Origin of the sequence: Bacillus cereus, assembly GCF_002567495.1 — a bacterium.
GTDB classification, from domain to species: domain Bacteria; phylum Bacillota; class Bacilli; order Bacillales; family Bacillaceae_G; genus Bacillus_A; species Bacillus_A cereus_AQ.
Map to the genome: position 1 here is coordinate 43,250 of NZ_NVAP01000019.1, position 24,417 is coordinate 67,666.

Below are 24,417 nucleotides of genomic sequence, written 5' to 3' on the forward strand. Positions count from 1 at the left end.
AACATGTGGTTTGATAAAGTAGCTTATTTACAAACATTACCAGTTGAATTAGAGAAAATGATTACAGAGCGAGGATGGAGTCGAAAGTTATACTTTAAAATTAGAAGTGGTATCAATAAATTTATTGATGTTCGATTATTTGAATCGTTAGGTAGCGATGGAGAATGGCGCAGATTTGGAGTGGCAAATGCTTATGATACAAGCGATTCTGATTTCACAGATGGTAGATTTATTCCTGTGGATTCTCCATTAGGAAAGCTAGGCATGGGAGATGGAGTGAAAAAGGAATTTCAAATTCCGACATTTCCTGTAGTTGAAAGTTCTTTATTAGTGTATGTAAATAGCATTTTACTAGAAAAGGATAAATATAAAGTTGATGCTAAAGCGGGGAAAGTTATTTTTAATCAAGCGGTTGCAAAAGGAGATAAAATCACCTGTGAGTATCGATTAACAAATGATGCATACGAACCGAATAATGATATGATTTTCTTTACGTTTAACCAATATTTTATTGAGAAGGAAGTAAAGTTATCAGATGCTGAAAGTGATTTAGGAAACGGTACCGGTTCGAAAAAATCATTTAATTTACCATTTTCAAATTTTGATGAAAATCGTTTTATGGTTTATAGAAATAATCAAATTGTTGATCCAGGGGAATATACAATTTCAGCTACAGCAATTGAATTTCAAACTGCCCCAAAAAGTTCTGAGAACATTAAATTTTCTGGAGTGTATTTTTTAGCACCAAAGGCAGACGGAACGTTAGATACTTTAGTAGCGAAGACGTCATTTGACGTGCAAAAAATGGAAAGTATTATGGCTGAAGTATATTCTACAGTTAATTTTGTAAACCCTTCGCCTTATACACCAATTAGTTTTACACCAGATGCTCGTTTTACAAAAGATTGGAAACGTGATTCTGTCGTTTATATGTATGGAAATGGAAACAAAGACCGTATTGTTATGTTTATGCGTGTAGATCCAACACCAAGTCCTGTTCGAGCATTATTTGTACCATTATATATTGGAAGAATGTACACATTTGATAATGCACCACGCAAAAACACTGTAATTATTGGTGGTTGTCGTAACGGAGATCAATATAATTATGCGCCTAATAAAAAAATTGGAAATGCAAATTTAGACTACGGAGAAAATACAGGTAATGGAAATGATTCTGTATTATTAGCTCAATCATACACAGGTGCAATGTATCAAAAACATTATTTATCATTTATTACTCACGATATGGATATTGATAGTGGACAAGGTCGATTTAATCCATCTGTCTATAGTGGGAAATATCATTTGTCACAGATTTATATCGTTCATCCTAATGATGGATATGTTGGGAAATTAGATGATGTCTATGCTGTTCACCCAAAAAATATTCAACAGGCCGATGAATTGGAAATTGAAAAGGAAGTTACAAGTGAATCTTTAGGAAAAGGAAATGGAATGAGAAAAGTTTTCCATTTAGAGCATAAACCTAAAGCAGGAACACTTAAGTTGTTAAGTGGATGTACTTTAGTTCCTAATACTGACTTTGTTTTAAATGAAGATGATAAAACAGTGACGTTTAAAGAAATCCCAATTAACGGGGTAGAGATTACAGCAAGTTATGAATTTGCACAATTATATCGTTATACGTTGCCGACTACTGCAGTCTCTCCGATGACACAAGCGAAAGCAACGCCATTTAATCCAATTGGTCTAGCTATTTATAAAGAAGATATTTAATCATTAATCATATAAGGGGGAATGCAGAGAGTGAGTGAGAAAATTTATTCTATTGCTTCCCCTTCTTTATGTACGAAAAAGAAGAGTCATGTTGTTTCGATTCCTTTGGGATCAACAATGAAGAAAACATATAGTCTCTCGCTTTCTGTTTTAAATCCTTTTGTAAAAAATGCGAATAATTTTCCAGTCAGTTTGCCACCATATTCAAGATTCAAAGCTGTTAAGGAAGAAGATGCTGGGGTATTTGCAACCAAAATAGTAAAGGGAAAAGGTATATTAACAGACCTTGTTGTAGAGGCAATAAGGCAAGTTGAGGTGACTGCTAATATTGCTAAAGTGGATATTGCAAACCTAATGCGGAGTATCAACATGGAACTGTTAAGCATACAGGATTCTAAACCGCTTAAAGAAATTCTTGCAGATGTTCATTACTATCAGAAAGCAATGCAACATGACCGAACTTTTGATATGGAACATATGGAAGGGAACAATGGAAGCAGATTAGATACAAAGTATGCAGATGTAACAGAAATGTCTAGTACAGATCGTAAGATATATAAAGCAGGTAATATGCTCCCAATTGAGCAAGAGAGAGTAAAACAGAAATTACGAGAATTTGCAACCAATGTAGATGAAATACCGCGATGGGTACAGGTTGCACGTATTTTATATGGCGAAGGGTTTTATGAAACAATATTGACTGAAAGAAGAGAGCAAGAAATATGTAGTACTGTAGTTAGAAATGTGGATCATGTAGAGATTAGCCAAAAAGAATTACCTGTACAAGATATAAGTGATTTTGAGCTTTATAATAAATTGCCAAGAGAAGTAACTACTTCTTATGAGGAATTTGATTTATTTACTGATACAGGGATTCCGGTTTATATGCCAGATTATGATTTGTTTGCTCGTAAACAAAGAGAAATACAGACTCGTAATATAAATTACAATACAGCGAATAGAAATGCCATTCAGAAAAATGGTGAAATGAATTATTTTGAATTTGTAAATAGAAAAGCACTGAAGATAGATGGAAGATTTATTAATATAGAAGATTTAGAACGTAAAAAGTTAGAACTTCAAACTAATGAATATGATGTGTCATTTGCGGAACGCATAATACAAGACATATATACATATGGTGGCCATGTATATAATAACGCTCAAAAATTATTAATAGAATATGATTCATCTCACATAGAAATGAATGACGTGAATCATATAACGCATGAATATGAAAGTAAATTCATAAGTGAATATGAGTTATTGGAAAGACAGTACCATTCTAATGAGATAAATTTAGTAGAAACATTGATGGTAACAAGTCAGAATCATTTGTACATGGATTATAATCTTCCAGAAATGATACAGAGTGATGTGCTCACAAAAGAAGTAGAAGTAAAATTAGCTGAAGACGAACAAGTTAATAAGAAAACGAAACATGTATGGACTGAATATATACACCATGAGGAAATAGACCTAATACATAAACAATTATTGGGGACTATTCAAGATAACTATGAATTTGCTAGTAGACAAATCAAAAAATTGACCGGATTTTATGAGGGATTTGATCTTTTTAATAGTTTAGGAATCCCAGTTTATATGCCAGACTATGATTTATTTGCTCGTGTACAGAGAGAACTACAAGCGAAACAAATAACAGTTAATTCAGCTAAAAGAGACATACGTTCAGTATATGGTAATGTTCGTGATACGGATTTAGCAGATAGAAGCATGCAAGAGAAAGAGGGAGTCTTTTTTGACGTAGCTGCTATAGATAGAAAAGTATTACAAATGGAAGTGAATGTACCTTCTTATGAACTTTCTAATCGAGTTATAGATGAGCAAGAAGCAATGGGGATATATGGATATGAACATTTTAATCGAGTAAATGGACAGTATCATACTGCCCAAGCGGATATATCTTCCATGGATCGGATTCTAGGTGAAATAGAAACTCCATTTACAAATGTCTATGAATTAGCAAAGCGCAACCTTCACGAGTTGTTAGTGGAGGATGATAAAGTAACGGATTCTGTATTGTATAATCGATTGTTCATAAGTAAAGAAAGTAATGAACCAATAACGAGTGAAAGAGTTAAAGTCGATATTGAAACAGAATGGACAAGCCCTGTAGAGTTTACAAAGCAAGAACAATTGATAGCACATAATGAAGAAGGATATGAACTTGTTAATAGACATGTAAAAGAACAGGACTCTCGTTACGAAGAATTTGATCTTTTTGATTTAATAGGAACTCCAGTTTACTTACCGGAGTATGATTTATTCGCAAGGATTCAGAGGGAATTACTAACGGATATAGAGACAGCTGAAATAGCAAATAGAGAGAATAATATAGAAGCAGAAATTAATACGGTTGATTCGATTGGTAATCTAGTGAAAGAAGTAGCAACTAATATAATTGATAGTAATGATATAGGACATATTGAGAAAGAGTTACAAACTAGTATTGAACAATATGAAACTGCAACGAATGATAGGAATTGGTATGCAGAAAGTACTATATCTAATCCGATGACAAAGCGAGTGCCAGAAATAGATACGCATATAATCGCTACTGATCAATTAGAGAGAATAATAAAAGAACGTAATACAAATGTAATTAAGGATGAAGAGTTAGAACGACTTACGAAACAACTCATAATGAAAATTAAGTATTTTGATGATTTGCAACAAATTAATAATGAGTACGAGTCAAATATTTTTGAAGCAGACGAATGGCAAAGAAAAGCAGATAATAAAGCATCAATACATGAATATGATGTAAGTGAGTCTGAAAGAGAACTAGCTAGTGAAGAAATCCGTACAACTTTAACGAATAAGTACAATACTTTTAATACTACTATTGGTGAGATAGAACAATCCAGCCGAACAGTAGACAGCGAAAGTATACTTGTTGAAAGTGATACTTTTGTATTAGAAAAAGAAAAAGAAATAGAAGCATTGTATGAAGAGTTTGATCTATTCGAAGGATTAGGGATTCCAGTTTATTTACCAGATTATGATTTGTTTGCAAGGATCCAAAGAGAATTACAAACAAATATAGATACGTATGAAATAATGAATAAAGAAAATGAAACAAGAGCAGAAATTAGTTCATTCTATCAGTTTGGCAATGTCTTGCAAGAAGTTGATGCGACTGTTGCAACGATAGATAATGTAAAAGTCGTAAAAGAATTAGCTGCAAAAATGATTGATAAAGAAAATTTTAAGATCATTGACAGAGAGTTACAGATTAGTATTGAACAATATGAAACTGCAATGAATGATCGAAACTGGTATGTAAAGAATATTACATCTGCCCCAATGGAAAAGCTTATGAAAGAGGCAGAGGCAAATATAGTGGTCACGGATCAATTTCATAAAGATGTAAGAGAATTTAATACAAATGTAGTGAAGAATGAAGAAGTAGAACGTACAGTACGAAATATAATGATGAATATTTTAGAATTGAAGGATATGCATCGGAAGTCAATTGAAGAGGCTTCAAATATTCATGAGCTATATGAATGGGAAAGAAAATCAACTCATAAATCATCCATAAATACATACGGTATGTTTGAGAATGTAAGAGAATTATCTAGTATAGAGATCCAATCAACTCCAGTGAATAGAAGAAATCTCGTTCATACGAATATAGATGAAATAGAACAATTTAATCGCATTTTAGACAACGAAAGTATACTTGTTGAAAACGATACGTTTAAATTAGAAAATATCTATCAGGCAGAAGAACCGGTTGAATTTGAGGAAAGCGATATATTAATCGAAGAAGAACCAAAAATATGGTTAAAACATAGCCGGGAATCTTGGTGGAATAATTGGAATTGGAAGAAAACGAGATAATAAAGTAGAGTGCTAGATTAGCTTTTATTTAATTATATTATATCGAATATTCGTATTCTTATGACATTATGTAATTTTTAAAATTGAACTGCTAGAGCTGTTGTAAAAGTAAAAGTTTAAGCAGTTCAATTGTATTTTAAATGTCTTTTAGTAAGTAAATTAGTTCCTTTCTGTTATGCATGAAATATTTGAATTTGTTGATCCATCAAGCTGTTAGTACAAATAGTTAGGGCATAGTAATTGCTACTGATGGAGCAATTGAAATTATTTTAAGATAAAAATGGAGAGGTGATATGATGGTGAGAGTATTAACTCAGCCCGAACCAGGGTGGCAGCGTATTGATGATAGTGATAGGAATATTATCTTTGAAGGAGAAAATTGGATTAGTGGATACTCTAAATATTCTGATGATTATTCGAAAACATTCCACTATAAAGAGTCTAGTCACCCATCAAACTCAGTACAGATTAAATTTTCTTTCGTAGGTACTAAACTTCGCATTATTGGACTTGCTAATAATGGTGGTTATGATAGCTATGCAACAATCATTATTGATGGTAATCCTGAGAGATTAGATTACTATGCATGGGAGGGAAAAAGGCAAGCTGTTATATATGAGAAAATAAATCTTAATAAAGGGCCGCATACAGTAACGATTCGAGGTATATACTTAAATCTTGATGCAATTGATATCGATTCTGATGGTTATGTATTTACACCAAAAAAAGTAGGGGAGATATTAGATAAACCTGATCCTGGTTGGAATCGTTTCGATGATGCTGATTCATTAATTAAGTATGGTGATGGTGCTTGGAATAGAGTATCTGATGATAGGTACTATAATAGTACAGCAGTATATTCCCTTACCAAATCAGTTGTAGAATTTTCGTTTAAGGGTACAGGTGTCAGACTTGTTTCTAAAAGTGTTAATTTAGGTTATGGACCTGTAGATATAACGATCGACGGTGTTAAAGAATCGTACAATCCAGTACTAGGTTCAGATAACTGGAAAGTTCTACTTTACAATAAAGAAGGTCTGAAAAATGAATTTCATTCAGTTAAACTTGAGGGTCCTGAAGGAATTATAATGGATGCTATTGACGTTCTTGATGGAGAATTAGTGAAAACTGCTAAAGTAGGTGACATTCTGCTTCAACCTGAAGATGGTTGGAAACGAATTGATGATAATGATGTTAATATTAAGTATAGAGGAGTTTGGAAGAACGATGTTGTTAACTCAAGTCTTTATAACTCTACATGCCATTATAAAGCTCCTGAAGTAGATAATAACCCAGCATCGATAAGTTTCGACTTTGAAGGTACAAAATTAAGAATTATAGCCTTGACAGTTAATCCTTACGACTCTGATGCAAAAATACTAATTGATGGCAGAGAAGAAGTAATAAACTTCTCGTCAACTGACACTATATATCAACGTTTAGTTTATGAAAAACTGAATCTATCTCAAGGAGTTCATAAGGTCGAAATAAAAGGACTGTATATGAACTTAGATGCTATTGATATAGATGAAACTGGTTCGATGATTAAACCGTCTGTTGAAGTTGAGGACGTTCTATTACAGCCGGAAGATGGTTGGAAACGATTTGACAATTCAAATAGCTTAATTAAGTATTCTGGACCATGGAATGTTTCTACATCTGTTGACGGTAGTTACAATGGAACTCTTCATTGGACTGATTATACGTCTGCAGGTATGGTTTCTGCTACGTTTGCATTTTATGGTACATCCTTACGAATTATTGGATTAATGACAGAGTATTATCAAAAAGGAATTATCACGATAGACGGTATTACGAACGATATAAATTTCAATCGAACAGGGGTAACAAAATGTGCTCTATTATATGAGAAACTCAACTTAGTAGAAGGGAAGCACATTGTTACAATATCAGGAGAAAAAATCAATTTAGACGCTATTGATATAGATAATAAGGGCTACTTAGTAAAACAAGCTGAAGTAGGTGATGTACTTAATACATCGGAATCGGGTTGGACAAGGCATAACCATGATTCTAAGTTATCTAGTGAGAAGCGCAAAATTGAGTTATTACCTCAAGACGTATGGAAGACCTTCGAAGATTATACTTGTACAGGAGTTAAGAATGTCGGTCAGATTAGATTTAAGTTTTTCGGAACGGCATTTCGAATCATTTCTAGGTGGTTTAGTGATGCTACAAAATCAGCTAAAGTAACGATAGATGGAATGGCTAGTGGTACTTTCGCACAATACGGTAACCCGAAAGATGGATTAAAATTATGCTACGAGAAAACGGGTCTTTCAAAAGGTATTCATAGTGTAGTAATTGATGTAAATGAAAACATGAACTTGGCTTTATGTACAGTTGATTTACTAGGCGCAGACTATTTTGTAGATTATGATGCAACTGTAGGGGAAGTTGTAACTATTCCTGAAGTTGGTTGGAAACGTATTGACGATACCGATTCTAGTTTTAAATATGTAGGTGATTGGTGGAAGTCGGGTAATACTACTCCTGAATGGTTTAACAATACATTCCACTATGTTGACGGAGCTTCAGGGGAAGTACAATTCCAATTTTCAGGCACTAAACTTAGAATTATTGGTTGTATACACGAGTCTCAGTATCGAAGTAACGATATTAAGATTATTATCGATGGTCAAGAGGAATTTTACAGTGAGCAAGCTACTAAAGTTGGATATCAAACATTGGTTTATGAGAAATTTGGTTTGGCAGAAGGTGTTCACGATGTGGTTATTAAATCCGGAACTAATTCGCCTTTCCCGTTAACTTTCGATGCTATTGATATTGATAGTGACGGAAGTATTGAAAAACCACCTGCTAAAGTAGGGGACCAATTACTCCAACCAGAATCTGGATGGAAGCGTATGGATGACGCAGATTCAAATATTCGATATGACGGAAAATGGAATTTCATAACTACTCAGAAAGGTGCATACAATGAAACTCTGCATTATTATTCTGCACCTTCGGGGAGTACAGAAGAAGCGTCTGCTACCTTTAACTTTAAAGGGACTAAGTTACGAATTGTAGCATTAAGCAGTTACTTCCAGAAAAAAGCTATTTTAAAGATTGACGGAGTATCTTACGACTTAACTAAGGTTGAAGGAAGATCACCAATTCGCGGAATTCAGCAAACCTTAATGTTCGAAGCAAGTGGACTTGAAGATAAAGAGCATTTAGTTGAGTTATCTGGTATAGACATAACGCTAGATGCAATTGATATTGACAAAACGGGGTCTTTAGTAAAACCAAACCCACCTGCTAAAGTAGGAGACATTCTATTACAACCCGAACCAGGGTGGACTCGTGTAGATGATACAAATCCCCTAATTCATTACAGAGGTGACTACTGGGACTTAGCTATGGGCGCAGGGTTTGAATCCGGATATAATCAAACGGCAACTTATAGAGTCCCAAGCTATTCGAACAGGACATTAGGGACAGTAGAGTTCTCTTTCAAAGGTACAGGTCTTCGTGTCATTTCGAAAAACTACTCCGACAGTTCTTGGGAGGATGTTACCATTGAAATTGACGGTGTGACTGAGAAATATAAGGTTAACACTCCAACTGACCGGGACAAGAATCGGTATCAGGTTATACTATACGAGAAAAACTTACCCGACGGCGTTCATACAGTGAAACTCACTGGTACGTTAATGACAGTAGACGCTTTTGATATAAAAGGCGGTGATTTAGTAGGAACTCCTACAAACCTTCGTGATGTATTATTTGAGCCTGAACCAGGTTGGAAACGAATTGACGATACGGATAGTAATATTCAATACACTGGTGTATGGGCAGCAGGCACTGATGGTAGGTGTTACAACGATACTATTCACTATAAGGACTCGATTTCTAATACACCGCCAGACGCTAACCCTGTTTCTGTTAAATTTAATTTTGAAGGATCAAAACTTAGAATTATAGGTTTGGCTGGGTCTGCGTATGATTCAAATGCTAAGATTCTAATTGACGGAGTAGAAGAATCTATCAACTTCTCTAGAACTTCAGCTGTATACCCTATCTATCAGTCGTTAATATATGAGAAGTTAGGATTATCAAATAAAGTGCATACTGTTGAAATAAAAGGTAAATTTATAAATCTAGATGCTATCGACATTGATGAATCTGGTTCAATTGGAGGTAAGCCATCAGTTAAAATCGGGGATCAACTAAAACAGCCAGAGGCAGGTTGGGAACGCCTTGATGGAACCGACTCGTTACTTAAATATCAAGGTACTTGGGAAAAAGGCTCATCTTCTGACTGGTATAATGGTACTTATCATTATGTAAAAGACAATGACTCTAAAGGTGCAGTTGAATTTGATTTCTACGGAACTCAACTACGAATCATTACTCGATTCGATGTTGCATCTTATCGCTCAGACGATATATCAATTACAATTGACGGTGTCACTGAAAAATATAGTGAGGTAGCACTTGCTATTGTTAATCAGGGTCTTGCGTATGAGAAGTTAGGATTAACTAAAGGGAAGCATAGAGTTAGAATTCAGTGTGGAACTAAAGGTACTTATCGACTTAATATTGATGCAATCGACATTGATGCAGATGGCTATATTGAAAAACCACCAATAACAGTTGGAGATTTCTTAGCTACACCAGAATCAGGTTGGCAACGTTTTACGAAGGAGAATATGTATTTCGATTATACTGGTGGTATGGATTACCAAAGTCAAACACCGCCAATCAAGTACTCGTTTGATAAAATTCAGTTTAGATTCTTCGGTACAAAATTTAGATTGATTTATTCGTCTAACTTAGGCTCAAATGAAGAACAACTTGGTCACGTATTAATTGACGGAGTGAAGTATCCTGTTAATATGTTCCCTGTATCCGGACCAGCTAAAGTCGCTTGTGAAGTACTTAACCTAGATGAAGGATACCACGTGGTAACAGTCAACGGTGGAACTCATGAAGGTTGGGACCCTCAATTTATTGGTGTTGATATCGACGCTACTGGACACATTGATAGACTACCTGTAAGTATTGGTGATGTTTCTACTTATCCAAACTATGGATGGCAACGTTATGATGACAACTCCACATACATTCAATATGATGCTAACTGGAGTAAAAACGTAGCCTATAATGGTGCTTATGGCGGGAAAAGTACTTGTGCTAAAAAGGGTAAAAATGCAAGTATGGTATTCAGATTTAAAGGTACTAAGTTACGACTCATTGTTGGCTGTGCTACTAATCAATATTATTCAGATAGAATCAGGGTAAAAATTGATGACTTACCGGAAGAGTATTTTGACGCTATTGCACCACAAGATACAAACCAAGTCTTGAAATATGAGAAACTCGGTTTAGAAGATATTGAGCACGATGTAACGGTAACAGTTATTACAAATCAACCCGGTGCTTTAGAATATGACTTCCGTATGGATGCTATTGATATTGATGACACTGGTAGTCTTGTTTCACGACCTGGTGTAGGTACTGTTCTTACAGAGCCTGAAAAAGGTTGGCAACGAATTGATGATAATGACCCTTTAATTCGATATATCGGAAACTGGAAACTAGCCACGGGTAATGATAAGCACTACAACAAGACAACTCATTACAATCTCGACAAGAAACTTGATACGAGTTTCGAATTTGAGTTCGTAGGTACTAAACTTAGACTTCTAGCTTATGGCGACAGTGGTTACGATGCAACTTCTAAAGTACTTATTGATGGTAAAGAAGAAACTATGGTTTACAATAGTCCCTCAGGTAACCAAGTCATACGTTACGAGAAAATAGGTTTAGACCGTGGCAAGCATACTGTAAAAGTGATTGGTAAAGCTATGTCGTTAGATTCCATTGACATCGACGCTGACGGATACTTACTTGCTAGATTAGGTGACAAGTTAGTTGAGCCGGAACCCGGTTGGGTACGTTTCGATGATACTCATAAGAATATTGAATACAACGGTTTCTGGAAAACAACTGAAGCTGATGTTAGTTGCTACAATAATACTCATCATTGGAAGAGTAAGGAAGACAATAACGATAGCACCATATCAGCTAGATTTGTATTCAAGGGTACTAAGTTCCGATTAATTAGTATGACAAGTCCATCTTATCCGGAAGACATTGAATTGAAAATTGATGGCCAAAAGGAAATACTTAAACTTTCAGGAGAAGGTATGCAATATCAAACGTTTGCATATGAAAAGAAAAACCTTGAAGATATGATTCACGTTATTGAGTTGTCAGGGAAATACATCAGTATCGATGCTATTGACTTAGAAGAAGGTGCAACACTATTAAAACTACCTGATGAGAAATTAAGACCATATCAAATAAGAAGTGGTTTAATCTTTAAGGATGATTTTGATACGTTCGATTCCAGATGGATTGCATCTCCTGTCGGTAGCTATTCTTTAATTGATCGAAAAGGATATTTTAGAATGCTACACAATGTTTCGCGTGACACATTATTACTTGCAGACCTTCCAAATGAGAAAGAATTCGCATTTGAAGTATCTGCTGATTATACGCCAACCCATGAAGATGACAAAGGCGGTATTATCGTTTGGAAAAACGGTGAGGAGAATATTGAGTTTTTAGAAACAGAAGATGGTACTCGAAAAACAACTGAATTGAAGTGGATGGCGTGCAAAGATAATGAAGATTGGACGTTTTTTTCTGATTATGGCGAAGGTTTTAATTTTTATGACTCAGATAGAATGAACTGTAGTAAGTTTGGGGTTGTATTAAAAAAAGGATCGAATTCAAAATTTATAAATCTTGATATTGATTCCATTATTGCTACAAGAGGAAGAAAGTTAACAATTGCTAATATAGCGCCGAATATAAGTGTGGAGATGGAAGATGAATTTGGGAGAATTATATTCAATGGAAATACAGGGTATAACACTGGTATTCAAATTACTCTCCCGTCACTAGAATTTGCAGGTAAAGTTATTTTGAAAAATGTAGAAGGTAAAGAATTAGGTGTTATTAAGAATACATTTTATGGTGGAGATGTATATGGGTTCGGATCTAATTTAGAAATTAAATTTTCAGGTGAGGAGCTTTCAACATTAGCACAAACTCGATTGCCAGATATGATATCAGGGAAATCAGAAATTATGCTAGAACTTGTGAATCCTTCAGTTGCACGAGCGAATAATGTGAATTTAAGTATTGCTCAATATGAAGATAAATTTGGATGGTCATGGGCGGATCTTGCGTTAGACAGTAATGGTAAACCAGGTCAATATCAAGATAGTATCAATATTCCTTATGTAAATCCAGAAAAAACAATAAAGTTTTGGTTAAAAGTAACAAAGGGAACAGATTATGTTGGGCTTGCTCCATTACAATTTCAAATACATCTTGAACATGAGTAGTTGGAGGTGAAATGATGGGAACATCAATGATCGTAAATCGATATTACAAGCAAGAAGAACAAACAGAAAATATTCTTCCAAAGCTTATCGAAAAAAAAGTAAAGGTTGAGATTAATAGTAATGAAAAGAAGTATATACCTATTGAACTAGGTATAAACAAGTATGAACTTAGGACAATCTTTATTGAAAATACAGCAAATAATGATTATGAGTGTACAATTTTTGATAAACAAAAAGATGGGCAAATTCAGTACAGCAGTATTAAAGAAAAAAGAACATACGATATAATCAATATTCCTTGTGACGATAAAGATCAAACAAAGTCTTGTCACCTATTTATTGAAAATTTTAGTAATGTTCCTTCTTTATATACTGTGGTATTAAAAGTAACGACATTAATTTAGGGGTGAAATTAAATGACAAAGGCTATTTTTACAAAGGGAACATGCAAAAAATATGAGTTATTTGATACATTTGTTCAGGTAGCATTGAATGGGGGATGGAAACTACGTGATGGAACTAACCTAACTGATACTACTATTGATCTATATACTAATGGTTACAATGAAGACAAACATTTGGCGATTCGAATAAGTTGTCTTGATGGTAATTATTCCGTTTATAATATAAGAACAACAAATTACTCTGATGGCTCAATCACGATGGGTGCAATACAACAAAATGGAAACTTTGCCACTCAAGATGGTTTTAATACTCTTTGCTTCTTTCCAGGTCGTCAATACAATGATCATAGCTTAAGTGCAGCTCGTCAATATGATAGGCTATATGATATGGAATACTATTATTATGTGGATAAAGAAGTTATTATTTTTTTAGTAACACCATTTAGATATACGAATCTAAGTAATACTTTAATATTTATAGGTTTTCCAGAAGAGTCATTTGTTGATGAAAGTCGAAAAGAAGAAAAGAAACCTTATTCAGGTGCTATATATGCCAACAGTGGGCATTCTGGTTCAGATATTGGCCAATATTCCGCAAGGATAACGGAAACACCTAAAAATTTACTACCGTTACCGAGTAGAACAACTATGGCGCAACGAACTTTAAGTCTTGTCTCCCCCCTTTCTCCTAATGTGGACAACAAATTTGTATTGAGCGAGATATTTTATGGAGATAGTACTACAGGTTTAAGAGGACGTTTTGGTAGAATCTATTTATTGTCACCTGGTGGAATGCTAGATGGTGATATAATCGAAATTAAGGTTGAAAATAAGACTCAAAAATATCGCTATACTGCTTTGGGCGGTGCGGGTAATAACTATACGTCATTTATAACTAACGCGGTAGCAATAAGAGTAGAGTGAGGGGATTGGGATGGAAGTAATTTATAAAAAGGGCTCGTGTAAACGGGGTGAATTGTTTGATGTATTAGTTAGTAAGTTTGTTGAAGGTGGTTGGAAAATACTTGAGGATGAAGGCAACCATAAAAATTATAGAGTTGTGTTACACTCAAAAGGAAGCTTAGGAAATACTCCCATGTACATGGGTTTATATCCTTACGCAGGGTCTAATGTTCAAGGGAATGATTCGTATAACATTAAAACTTCAAGATACTGTAATGGGTATTTTAACCTATTTAAGGATTGGGATTTTAATCAAAAAACAAACGTATCTACAGTTAGTGGTGAGTATAGATTGAACTTTATTAATGCACAATCTTCTTTGTCTTCCAGTTCTAATGTGACATTAAATGTAGAAATCCCTATAGAGTACTATTATTATTGTGATTTAGATCGGGTTGTTTTTATTACAATTCCTGATGTGATAAAGTGTAAACAAGATAACTCAGGTGTGGATTCATTACCCACCGTTCATTTTTTTGGTATACCTGAAGAAACTTATTTACAAGAAAAAAACGTTCCTTCTTATTCTTGTGTAATACACGCAGGAAGTAGTACGAGTTACAGTAATAGTAAATATCTAATATATAACAAGCCAGCTGCATTGCTAGATACCGCGGCATATGAAATGTCATTTTCATATTTTGATGGCTGGCCGGGGCCTGCTGATGGAGGTGCTGGGGCAGGACCTATGATGTTGGCGGATTACTACCTCGATGATTCACAAACAGGTCTAAGAGCAAAACTTGGTTTTATATATTCATTTGTACCAAACGGTAAAATTACTAAGGATGATACTATTGAGCTCGATGCTGAAATTGGTAAACAAGTGTATAAACCGTTATTTACTAGTTCTAGCTATAATTCATCGTTTCCTAGAACAACTTTAGCTATTAGAATAGAGTGAGTTACAAGGAGGGAAGAATGTGACTGCATTTAAAGGTACTATATTGAATTTAAATAGATCGTCAGGTATCCGAAGAATGAATAAAGGTATAGTTAATAAATTGCCTGTTAAATTAGTTAAGAGAGATTATGGTAGACGTGTCGATGTAGTTGAAAAAGCGAAAAATTTAATAAAGCCAATAGGTCCTATGAGTGGAGAACGAACTTTAGTTATTGGAAAGGCAAAAACCTCAATAAAGCCAATAGGTCCTATGAGTGGAGAGCGAACTTTAGTTATTGGAAAAGCAAAAAGTCCAATAAAGCCAATAGGTCCTATGAGTGGAGAGCGAACTTTAGTTATTGGGAAAGCAAAAAGTCCATTAAAGTTGATAGGGATTATGGGTGGAGAGCGAATTTTAGTTGCTGAGCAATCAAGGTTAATGCCACGTTTATTTTTAGCAGGTGGTGTACGTATTCCAAATGCAAGAAGAGAAGGGATTTTTCTTCAAAATCCATATGAAGCAGAAGGACACAATGGAGAACGAATATTACCAAGAAAAGAACCATTAGAAGCGCCGTGGAAGCACTCAATTAGTAAGTAGAAAAAATAATTACTTAGAGATTTTTAGTAGAGTAAAAGCCATTTTCATATCTTAAGGAAATTTAATGTCTATGAAAATGGTGTAGCTAAGTATTCTTTTGCTTGGAACATGATACTTTGAGAATATGTTCATTTAAAACAATAGCGTGCCAAAGCAGGCTTTTTTATTTTGCTTTGAAATGTAAAAAGGGGGGGTGAAAGTTTGGAACGGATGCATGAGCTTGTAAAAACATTAAATGTACTGGATGTTATTAATACCACCCAATTTAAAGTTGCTTCTGTAATTAGTGGGGGATTGGGAACTATATTTAATTTTTTATATGGTAAATCTAATTTAATTTGGATTATCATTTTGGTATGGGTAGTTGTATTAGATTGGATAACTGGTAGTAAGGCTTCAAAATTAGATGGTACGTATTCATCACAATATGGAATTGAGGGCATTGCACGAACTGTGGTGCTTTTTTTATTACCTTCATTAGCGCATTTATTTGATATTGCATTTAAACTGCCAGAGTTTTTCTATTTTATGGTAACGGGTGGTTTGATTTATCATATTTTTAATAGCTTTACAGCCAATTGTGTACGGATTGGCTGGGATAGATGGATTCCTACTTGGTTGTTAGAAAGTGTATCTTCTGAAATTGAAGCGAAAATTAGAAGATCGGAATCTAGAAAAGAAAAAAATTAAATAAAGACAAATATAAAAAATGATAGCAAAAGGGGCAGTCTCAACTGAGGTGCCCTTTTTGTTTATCGAGATTTTATTTCAGTTATTCAACAGAAAGCATGCGCAGCATTATTTGTGTGGATGCTTTTTACTACACAAAAAAAGAATGAACAGCGTGAAGAGCAGTACCAAGCTGTTATTCAAAAGAACCAGGAAGTTATTGAAGAATAGGCAAAAGCTTTTGGATCTATTTTTAAAGACGTAACAGGAAGTAAACAAAAACTATTTGAAGGAGATGTTCAGTAATGGGACACATTGTAGATATTTCAAAATGGAATGGAAATATTAATTGGGATGTAGCAGCAGCACAATTAAATTTAGTAATTGCTAGGGTACAATATGGTTCAAATCTAGTAGATCATTTGTATAATGAGCATGTAGTCAAATCAGAACAATACGGTATTCCACATGCTGCATATGCTTATGGATGTTTCGTATCAGTAGCGGATGCAATTGCGGAAGCTAAGGATTTCTTAGCAAGGGTAAATCCTAATGCTAAATTCCTTGTATTAGATGTGGAAGATGACACAGTAAAGTCAATGAAAAGCAAAGGTAACCTTAGTGATTTAGCTAAAGCATCACAAGCTTTTATTGATACATGTAAAGCTGCAGGTTGGAAAGTAGGATTTTATGTAGCACACCATATGTACGGTGACTATAATTTACAAAGTGTACAAGCTGACTTTATTTGGTTACCACGATACGGAACAAATGATGGTAGTCCACAGAAGAAACCATCCTATACTTGTGACATTTGGCAATATACCGATAATGGTTATATTGATGGTATTGGAAAAGTGGATATTAATTTATTGCAAGGTGACAAAACGCTAGATTGGTTTACCGGAGAGAAACAATCTGTTGCTAATGGCGGTTATCAATATGTTAAATCTGGTGGCTTTGGTATTTCATTGGTTCAAGAAGCTCTAAATGCTATGAATGAGCGTGGAACTAAAGGACAAGTTATTTCTAATCCATTAACTGGTTTAGCATACTTGCAAACCGAAGTGTTACCAAATGGTGAGCTTGATAAGATTACAGCTTGGATGGACGAAAGAAACTGGTGGTACGAGTATTTGAAATAAAACAAAAGCCGTCCTGTTGGGCGGCTTTTTTTATTTCTATGTAATTAAATATAGAACGTACAACTTTTATAGAGATGCCTCCCGTTTATATCACGCATTCATAAGTAATTCTTTTAGTTCTTTTGTGGATATTTCCATTTCTGTGCACTTCTTGTTGTGGATATCAAAACAAAGACGTTAAAAATCTAAACCTACGTAAATGGGACTGTCCTTCTTGCCTTACACATCATAATAGGGATATTAATGCAAGTATCAATCTAAAGATTGAGTTTTCTTAATAAATAGTATAAATTTTATAAAAATGTTATATAATCCCATGGAATAAAATGTATGATATATTTTAATTGTAATATATAAAATTAAGAGGAGGAATTATAATGGGTAAATTCAGAAAAATAATGGGTGTTGCGTTAGTAAGTGGGATGGTAATTAGTGGATTGGGGGGGATTGGTACAACTCAAGCCAATGCCGATGAAATGAGAGCGCATTCATATGTGAAGGCGCTCCAAGCGGAACCGATTAAAAAAGGAATTGGTGGCCGATCAATCTTAAATAGTACAGGCTCAGTTTTAACTACAAAAGTAACATTACCAGAAATCAAAAATAATAATGGAACACTTAAAGCGAAAGGTGGTGAACTTTATATTTATTCTGGTTTTTCTGGTCCGGTGGAATCAGATATTGGATTCTTGTATAGTGAAACATATAATGTTTGGAAACCTTATATGAAAGTAGGCGGCAATAAAGAACCCATTTATATTGAGGGGAAAGATGAGTTTACGAACTTGAATGGCTTTAAACCAGGAACTGAAGTCCAACTTACGATTTATAAGAACTTAAATGGCAACACTAGGGCAACCTACTGGGGAACAAACGGAAAAGGCTATACAGGAAGGTTAATTTCTGAAATCAAGAATACTAATATTAGTAAAGTTAACAATTGGAAAGCGTTATCTACAATTGCAGTAAAAGATGATAGTCAAACGAAAAATATTAAAGTAAATACCCAATATAGAGCTACATTTAGTGATATTTTAATAGATAACAAACCTATTAATCCTATTAGTAATGCTACTGAATTTGCAAAAATCTATACAAATAATAATAAAGTATCAATTGATATTATTGAGAAAAAGTAGTTATTAAATTATTAATTAGATATTTATCTACTATATGTTGAATTTAATCTATCCATACATACAAATTACACAGCAGTAAGGGCAAAACGTACTATGTCACTGCTAATCAAGCATATGTATATGTGAGATAAGTACAATAAAAGCAGAATCCTCGCAAGGTTCTGCTTTTATCGATTGTAATTAAATCCTATTACCTCGTATAAACCCTCATATGAAATTCTCTACAAAATGATACAACTATTGATAATGCATTCCTAAATCGAGGGTTATTTATTTTAATTATGCAAAATAATATATTCTGAATAATCAATCTTTTATTTAGAAATATCAGAATTGGAGGTGGTATCCATATAGATAGAATATTCTGGTAAAATTAAATAGATATACATAATATGGGTGAGGGGGATTTATATGTCGGTAATTATGGGTAGCGAACAAGTTACAAAGTTATTGAATAATTGGTATGTTGAAATTCGTTCAAGAAACATTTCTAAAGCGCACCGTATGAAAGAGCAAATTGATAGCCTGATTCAAGAATTAAAAGAGGATGAATGGGATTCATTAGAAGCTAAGAAGTTACTACTATATTATTCTCTTCTCGAGTTTCGATATGGTTATTTAGTGGATAATGTAAGCTTATCTGAACAAAGCTTTGAAAAAATAGAGTCTTTTGAAATGCCAGAGGATGAGCTTTTATCTTATTATTATTATTTTTTTAAAGCTATTCATAGGAGTGTAACAGGTAAATATAATGAAGCGAGCGAATATTTTGATAAGGCAGAAGTTTTTTTTGAGAATATATCTGATGAATTGGAAAAGGCTGAATTCTATTACAAATTAGGTTCGTTTTATTATGATATATTTCATGGACTTTTAGCAATTAAGTATGTTAGTAAGGCACAAGAGATTTACCGTAAATTTAATGGATGTGAAACAAACATTGCTTTTTGTGAAAACCTATTAGGTTTGGCCTGTACCCATTTAAAGGAGTGGGGACTAGCTGAAGAACATTTTGCAGCCGCAATGAATCAATTTCAAAAGATTGATGAAGACTATTATATTTTAATGGTTAGACACAACTTTGGTCTATTATATGCAAGTCAAAATCTTTCTGAATTAGCAATTCGTTATCTCTCTGAAGTGGTTGAGAAGAAGCCTAAACATTATAAAGCTATCTTTGTTAAAGCGAAGGAGCATTATAAACTTAAGGAACATGAAATAGCAAGAGAACTTATTGAAAAAGGATTGGAAATCTGTAATGAATTGAAACTTGAGGAATATCAGCATCGTTTTATGATTTTAGAAGCGCTGAATGGAGATGCTCCTGCTAAAAAGTTTGAAAAAGTAGTATTAGAAGGAGTTAAGTATTTTGAGAGAGAAGAGTTATACATGTACATGCAAGAGTCTATGGAAGAGTTAGCGATTAAGTTTTATCAAGAAGATAATCACTCTAATGCTAGTAAATATTTTTATTTAAGTACACAGGCGAGAAAAAAAGCAGTTGATAAGGAGGCTTTGAAATGAAAAAAACAATGACTATTTTAATGGGAATGATAACGATATTAACTTTAACTTTGGGCGTACAAACATCTGTAGAAAAACAGCATAATACGGAGTTTACAAGATTTGCAGATGGAGATCATCACTAATAATACTTTGTTATAATTTAATTGTAATGAGTTTGGAAAATAAAAAGGTTGTAGTTTCAATGAAACTACAACCTTTTGTTTTTTGTATAATTTTCACACGGGAGAGATACTGGATGGAAATAGAGAAGTTTTAGTAGATTTGTTTTATTTTGAAATTAGTTTGAACGAAGGGGATAATTTGCTAAATACACTATGTTGTTCATTTCCTTCTTGATTCATACTTGCTTGATAAGTTGAAAATCCTTTATACGTTTTTCTTTTCCATTGCCATAAGCCATTATTTTGATCGAATTCACCATAGTAATGATTGTAATCAAGTTTGTTTCCGGTGTTTTTATTAAAATTATTGCTAATAAAAATAGGGCTATTGCTTGCATAGATGTGGTTATTGGTAATTACGTTGTTGCGAGTATCGTAATTTAATTCGATTTGCCCACTCTCTTGATCTCTTGTGTCATTTTTATAAATAATGTTATTTGTAATTGTGTTATTTTCGGCATAACCTTGCTGACTGTCATATCCACCAAGTGCAATGCCACTCATAATATTGTTAGATATTGTATTATCTCTAACTGTAATTTGACTTGCACTTTTTCCCGCATGTTCGCTAGCTACTTCAATACCGAGGTCGTTTTCATAGCTCTGATTTTGCTCAATAATAATTTCCTTCCCACCATCCACGTAAATACCATCAGCTGAATATTCATTATAACTAGTATTATTGAAAGATGAATTGTGATGAACGATATTGTTACGAACAATTCCGTTTCGTGCTTGATCTAAAGCAGCTACTGGAGATACGCCTTCATGTCCAATCAGAACAATTCCGATGTTGTTGTTATCATGTACTTTGTTATCGGTAACTTCAAAGGAATCTACATTCCCATTCACAGCAATTGCTTCACTTAGTCCTAATTTCAAATTTGCTACTTCGTTATTATCAATGACAATCTGATTTAAATTATTTTGTGCATTAGATGAAGTACCATAGACAGCAATCCCGTGTGCGTTTCCATTATTTACATTTGCTTCAATATGATGGATATAATTATTTCTAATCTCGATATTACTCCCTGTTCCGGTAATATAAATACCGATAGGGGTTTCGCTAATTTTCGTTGATTTTAAATTGCGAAATTCTAACCCGTTTACCTGAATATAATTTTTATCTTCTATGGTAAATAATCCGTCATCCTCTAACTTGACTTTAGAACCATCGAGAATTACCTTTTCATTCTGGTAATTTTGAAAAGTAATCGGTGCTCCTGAGGCTCCAGAATGAGTTACACGTACCTTTTGGTTATAAACTCCGCCTCTTATGTAGATTGTACTTCCTTCTTTTGCGACATTAGCAGCCTTTTGAATGGTAGCGAAAGGCTGATTTAATGTGCCGGAGTTGAGGTCACTTCCTGCCGGAGATACATAGTAATCTGTTCCAGATGTAACATTGTTATTGGATTGTGCAAAAGTTGGTGCTGGAAGTGCAAGAATTAATATAATGAAAGAGAGTATTAAGATAAAACAGGATTTTTTTAACGATGGAAATATTGTTTGATATTTCATTATTATTTTCCTCCTTTTTTATGCATTCCTTCTCAACTATATAGTTAAAACTGACGATTTATATCTTGTTTCAGTAAAAAATTTAACTTGATTAGGACAAAGTCAATCACGTTCCAGAATCGATAAAATCTATATAAAGTTACATTGCTTACGAGAGAGACGTAATGTTTTGAATAGAGTCTCGATGTTTAAAAAAATTGCGATGTTTTGTTCCTTGGGATCTGTTTACCTAAAGGGATGTTTTTATAGTGAAAAGAAGATCTGAACTAAAAGATCGATTAAGGAAATGTTGAGTAGCAATAAAGTTATATCATTTTTAGAATCAGTTCCTTCTTTCTGAGAAAAAACTTCGTCACTATATTATCTAAATTAATTTGGTTGTATTCTCCAGTTCGAACAAACTATAAAAAATAGTTGTAATTCAATTTAAATTGAAAGATAGATAAAAAACATCATCTTTTCTAGTTAAATTTTAGAAATAAAAACTTTTTTACACTTGGGGGAGTAAAAACCCTTAAGTTGATAGGAATGTATAGTGACTACCTTGTATGTTATTGAAGGATAGTACTCTATATGAGTATGCAATTGTACATATTCATATAAAGTACATAATACATAAAATCCCATAAAGTTATAGTGAAAACATTTTTTTGTATGATATTTATTAAGATTTAATGATATCGACAAATTTTATGTTTAATTATAGTAGTAAAATTATTTCACTTCATGAAGTGATAATAGTATGAAAACTTTTTAAGTATAATTAGAAAAAAATAAAAAATTTAATGTCAGAAAAATCAAATATAAGATGTGCAATTTTCTAGTTTACTTATGAAAAGCATAGTGATTAAAATGGGGGGGAAGTAAGGACCTTATATTCTATCAAAAATAAATAAAAAACGAGATGCAATTACTCTTTTGAAAAAACTTCTATCCTCAAGTGTGTGTGAAGAAATTCTAACGTTAGGTTGTACAACATTTACGACTAAAACTTGTAAAAAAACAATAGTGAAGAGGTGTAAGGAATGAAGAATAAAATTATGACAGGATTTTTAATAACATCAATTGTTACCGGGGCGACTATTCCTATCAATACTCTAGCAACGCCAATCGTTCAGGCAGAAACAAAACAAGATAATGTAGATATTTCCTCAGCATTACGAAAAATAGGTGCATACTCCAAGTTAACACAAACCTTTATCGATGGAGCTTTAGCAAGTCCGAATGTACAACTTGAAGAAGTTCCATCTTTAAATACAACTCAATTTCTAATTAAACAAGATATGAAAGAGTGGTCATCCGAACTTTATCCTAAATTAATTCTATTAAATTCAAAAAGTAAAGGATTTGTAACTAAATTTAATAGTTATTATCCAACATTAAAAGGATTTATAGATAATAAGGAAGATAAAGAAGGGTTTACAGATAGACTGGAAGTCCTTCAAGACATGACCATAACAAACCAAGAAAGTGTGCAACGTCAAATTAATGAGTTAACAGATCTAAAAATCCAGGTAGATAAGAAGTTGAAAAATCTTGATACTGATGTGGTAAAAGCACAAAGTGTCCTTAATTCAGAGGGAACAGGAAAAATAGATAAGTTAAAAAATGAAATGCTAGATACAAAAAAATCAATTCAAAATGATTTACAGCAAATAGCATTATTACCAGGAGCTTTAAATGAACAAGGGCTAAAGGTATTCCAAGAAATTTATAGTTTATCGAAAGATATTATTGAACCGGCTGCTCAAACAGCAGTAGTAGCGTATAACAAAGGAAAAGAAATAAACAATGCCATTGTAGACGCAGAGAAGAAAGCAGAGCAAGAAGCAAAAGAAAAGGGAAAATCAGCTATAGAAATTGAGGCTGCCAAAAAAGAAGCACGTGAAACAATAGAGAAAAGTAAAAAAGGTGAAATCGCTGCAGCTGCAGTTACAAAAACGAAAGAGTATGATCTTATGAAAGTGATTGATCCTGAAAAAATAAAAAAAACATATAATACTTTTGCTGAAATTAATAAACTAACAGCTGAGCAACGAGCATATTTAAATGATTTAGAGAAACAAAATCAGAAATTATATGACTTAACAACTAAATTAACAGTAGCAGATTTACAAAAATCAATGATTCTTTTCATGCAAAATGACTTGCATACATTTGCTAACCAAGTAGATGGAGAAATTGAGCTAATGAAACGTTACAAAGAGGATTTGGATCTAATAAATAATAGTATTACAAAATTATCGACTGAAGTTGATACCAATAACACTCAGTCTCAAAAAGATACATTAAGACGATTAAAAAGTGTAACAACTCAACTTGAAGAACAAGTTTATAAATTTTGATATTAAGAAATTAGGTTTATCGAAAAAATTATAACGAAACGGAAAATAAGGAGGAGAA

At 33.4% G+C, this 24,417-nt stretch carries 14 protein-coding genes and 2 pseudogenes; 15 read left to right on the forward strand and 1 reads right to left on the reverse strand.

What is annotated here, in order from left to right; genetic code table 11:
- The first annotated feature begins 3 nt into the window (after nt 1–3).
- The 14 genes and pseudogenes from COK05_RS08735 to COK05_RS31545 all read left to right on the forward strand — a co-directional run bounded on the left by COK05_RS08735 (nt 4) and on the right by COK05_RS31545 (nt 20,451).
- The gene (locus tag COK05_RS08735) at nt 4–1,740 is read left to right on the forward strand and encodes a hypothetical protein (RefSeq protein WP_098612269.1); all 1,737 of its coding nucleotides are present in this window, start codon (nt 4–6) and stop codon (nt 1,738–1,740) included.
- Between the two features lie 21 nt (nt 1,741–1,761).
- Nucleotides 1,762–5,610 carry a hypothetical protein gene (locus tag COK05_RS08740; RefSeq protein ID WP_255290310.1) on the forward strand — a complete coding sequence of 1,283 codons (3,849 nt, stop codon included), beginning with the start codon at nt 1,762–1,764 and terminating at the stop codon, nt 5,608–5,610.
- 296 nt (nt 5,611–5,906) lie between these two features.
- Nucleotides 5,907–12,998, forward strand: a complete 7,092-nt coding sequence (locus COK05_RS08745; protein WP_255290311.1) for a hypothetical protein — start codon at nt 5,907–5,909, stop codon at nt 12,996–12,998.
- A gap of 14 nt (nt 12,999–13,012) precedes the next feature.
- Nucleotides 13,013–13,402, forward strand: a complete 390-nt coding sequence (locus tag COK05_RS08750) for a hypothetical protein (protein WP_098612272.1) — start codon at nt 13,013–13,015, stop codon at nt 13,400–13,402.
- 12 nt (nt 13,403–13,414) lie between these two features.
- Nucleotides 13,415–14,326, forward strand: coding sequence for a hypothetical protein (locus COK05_RS08755; RefSeq protein ID WP_098612273.1), 912 nt, complete (start codon nt 13,415–13,417; stop codon nt 14,324–14,326).
- Nucleotides 14,327–14,336: 10 nt separating this feature from the next.
- Nucleotides 14,337–15,269 (forward strand): hypothetical protein, encoded by a 933-nt coding sequence (locus COK05_RS08760; protein ID WP_098612274.1) that lies wholly within the window; start codon nt 14,337–14,339, stop codon nt 15,267–15,269.
- A gap of 19 nt (nt 15,270–15,288) precedes the next feature.
- Complete coding sequence (locus tag COK05_RS08765) at nt 15,289–15,849, forward strand: hypothetical protein (RefSeq protein ID WP_255290312.1); 561 nt, start codon at nt 15,289–15,291, stop codon at nt 15,847–15,849.
- A 201-nt stretch (nt 15,850–16,050) separates the two neighbouring features.
- Nucleotides 16,051–16,539 (forward strand): phage holin family protein, encoded by a 489-nt coding sequence (locus tag COK05_RS08770; protein ID WP_097814472.1) that lies wholly within the window; start codon nt 16,051–16,053, stop codon nt 16,537–16,539.
- 75 nt (nt 16,540–16,614) lie between these two features.
- Nucleotides 16,615–16,746 (forward strand): annotated as a pseudogene (locus COK05_RS30865) (BhlA/UviB family holin-like peptide); the annotation flags it as partial.
- Nucleotides 16,747–16,823: 77 nt separating this feature from the next.
- Entirely contained in the window at nt 16,824–17,663 is an 840-nt protein-coding gene (locus COK05_RS08780) for a GH25 family lysozyme (protein WP_098612275.1), read from the forward strand.
- Between the two features lie 149 nt (nt 17,664–17,812).
- Nucleotides 17,813–17,941, forward strand: a pseudogene (locus COK05_RS08785) (zinc ribbon domain-containing protein); the annotation flags it as partial.
- 99 nt (nt 17,942–18,040) lie between these two features.
- Nucleotides 18,041–18,802, forward strand: coding sequence for a YrpD family protein (locus COK05_RS08790; protein WP_050845318.1), 762 nt, complete (start codon nt 18,041–18,043; stop codon nt 18,800–18,802).
- Between the two features lie 411 nt (nt 18,803–19,213).
- Complete coding sequence (locus COK05_RS08795; protein WP_176528049.1) at nt 19,214–20,326, forward strand: tetratricopeptide repeat protein; 1,113 nt, start codon at nt 19,214–19,216, stop codon at nt 20,324–20,326.
- On the forward strand, nt 20,323–20,451 hold the full coding sequence (locus COK05_RS31545; protein ID WP_017657325.1) for a hypothetical protein: 129 nt from the start codon (nt 20,323–20,325) through the stop codon (nt 20,449–20,451). Before COK05_RS08795 ends, COK05_RS31545 begins: the two co-directional genes overlap by 4 nt.
- A gap of 144 nt (nt 20,452–20,595) precedes the next feature.
- Here the strand turns inward: COK05_RS31545 and COK05_RS08800 are convergent, their stop codons facing one another.
- Entirely contained in the window at nt 20,596–22,014 is a 1,419-nt protein-coding gene (locus tag COK05_RS08800; RefSeq protein ID WP_098612276.1) for a right-handed parallel beta-helix repeat-containing protein, read from the reverse strand.
- A 1,025-nt stretch (nt 22,015–23,039) separates the two neighbouring features.
- Here COK05_RS08800 and hblC point away from each other — a divergent pair.
- Complete coding sequence (hblC, locus tag COK05_RS08805) at nt 23,040–24,359, forward strand: hemolysin BL lytic component L2 (RefSeq protein ID WP_098612277.1); 1,320 nt, start codon at nt 23,040–23,042, stop codon at nt 24,357–24,359.
- The last annotated feature ends 58 nt before the right edge of the window (nt 24,360–24,417 follow it).

Excerpts from the sequence above, each read along its gene's own strand:
- COK05_RS08745 (WP_255290311.1), top strand. The coding sequence starts at position 5,907 with ATGGTGAGAGTATTAACTCAGCCCGAACCAGGGTGGCAGCGTATTGAT.
- hblC (WP_098612277.1), top strand. The coding sequence starts at position 23,040 with ATGAAGAATAAAATTATGACAGGATTTTTAATAACATCAATTGTTACC.
- COK05_RS08780 (WP_098612275.1), top strand. The coding sequence starts at position 16,824 with ATGGGACACATTGTAGATATTTCAAAATGGAATGGAAATATTAATTGG.
- COK05_RS08760 (WP_098612274.1), top strand. The coding sequence starts at position 14,337 with ATGGAAGTAATTTATAAAAAGGGCTCGTGTAAACGGGGTGAATTGTTT.
- COK05_RS08740 (WP_255290310.1), top strand. The coding sequence starts at position 1,762 with ATGCAGAGAGTGAGTGAGAAAATTTATTCTATTGCTTCCCCTTCTTTA.
- COK05_RS08755 (WP_098612273.1), top strand. The coding sequence starts at position 13,415 with ATGACAAAGGCTATTTTTACAAAGGGAACATGCAAAAAATATGAGTTA.
- COK05_RS31545 (WP_017657325.1), top strand. The coding sequence starts at position 20,323 with ATGAAAAAAACAATGACTATTTTAATGGGAATGATAACGATATTAACT.
- COK05_RS08750 (WP_098612272.1), top strand. The coding sequence starts at position 13,013 with ATGGGAACATCAATGATCGTAAATCGATATTACAAGCAAGAAGAACAA.
- COK05_RS08795 (WP_176528049.1), top strand. The coding sequence starts at position 19,214 with ATGTCGGTAATTATGGGTAGCGAACAAGTTACAAAGTTATTGAATAAT.
- COK05_RS08800 (WP_098612276.1), bottom strand. The coding sequence starts at position 22,014 with ATGAAATATCAAACAATATTTCCATCGTTAAAAAAATCCTGTTTTATC.
- COK05_RS08735 (WP_098612269.1), top strand. The coding sequence starts at position 4 with ATGTGGTTTGATAAAGTAGCTTATTTACAAACATTACCAGTTGAATTA.
- COK05_RS08790 (WP_050845318.1), top strand. The coding sequence starts at position 18,041 with ATGGGTAAATTCAGAAAAATAATGGGTGTTGCGTTAGTAAGTGGGATG.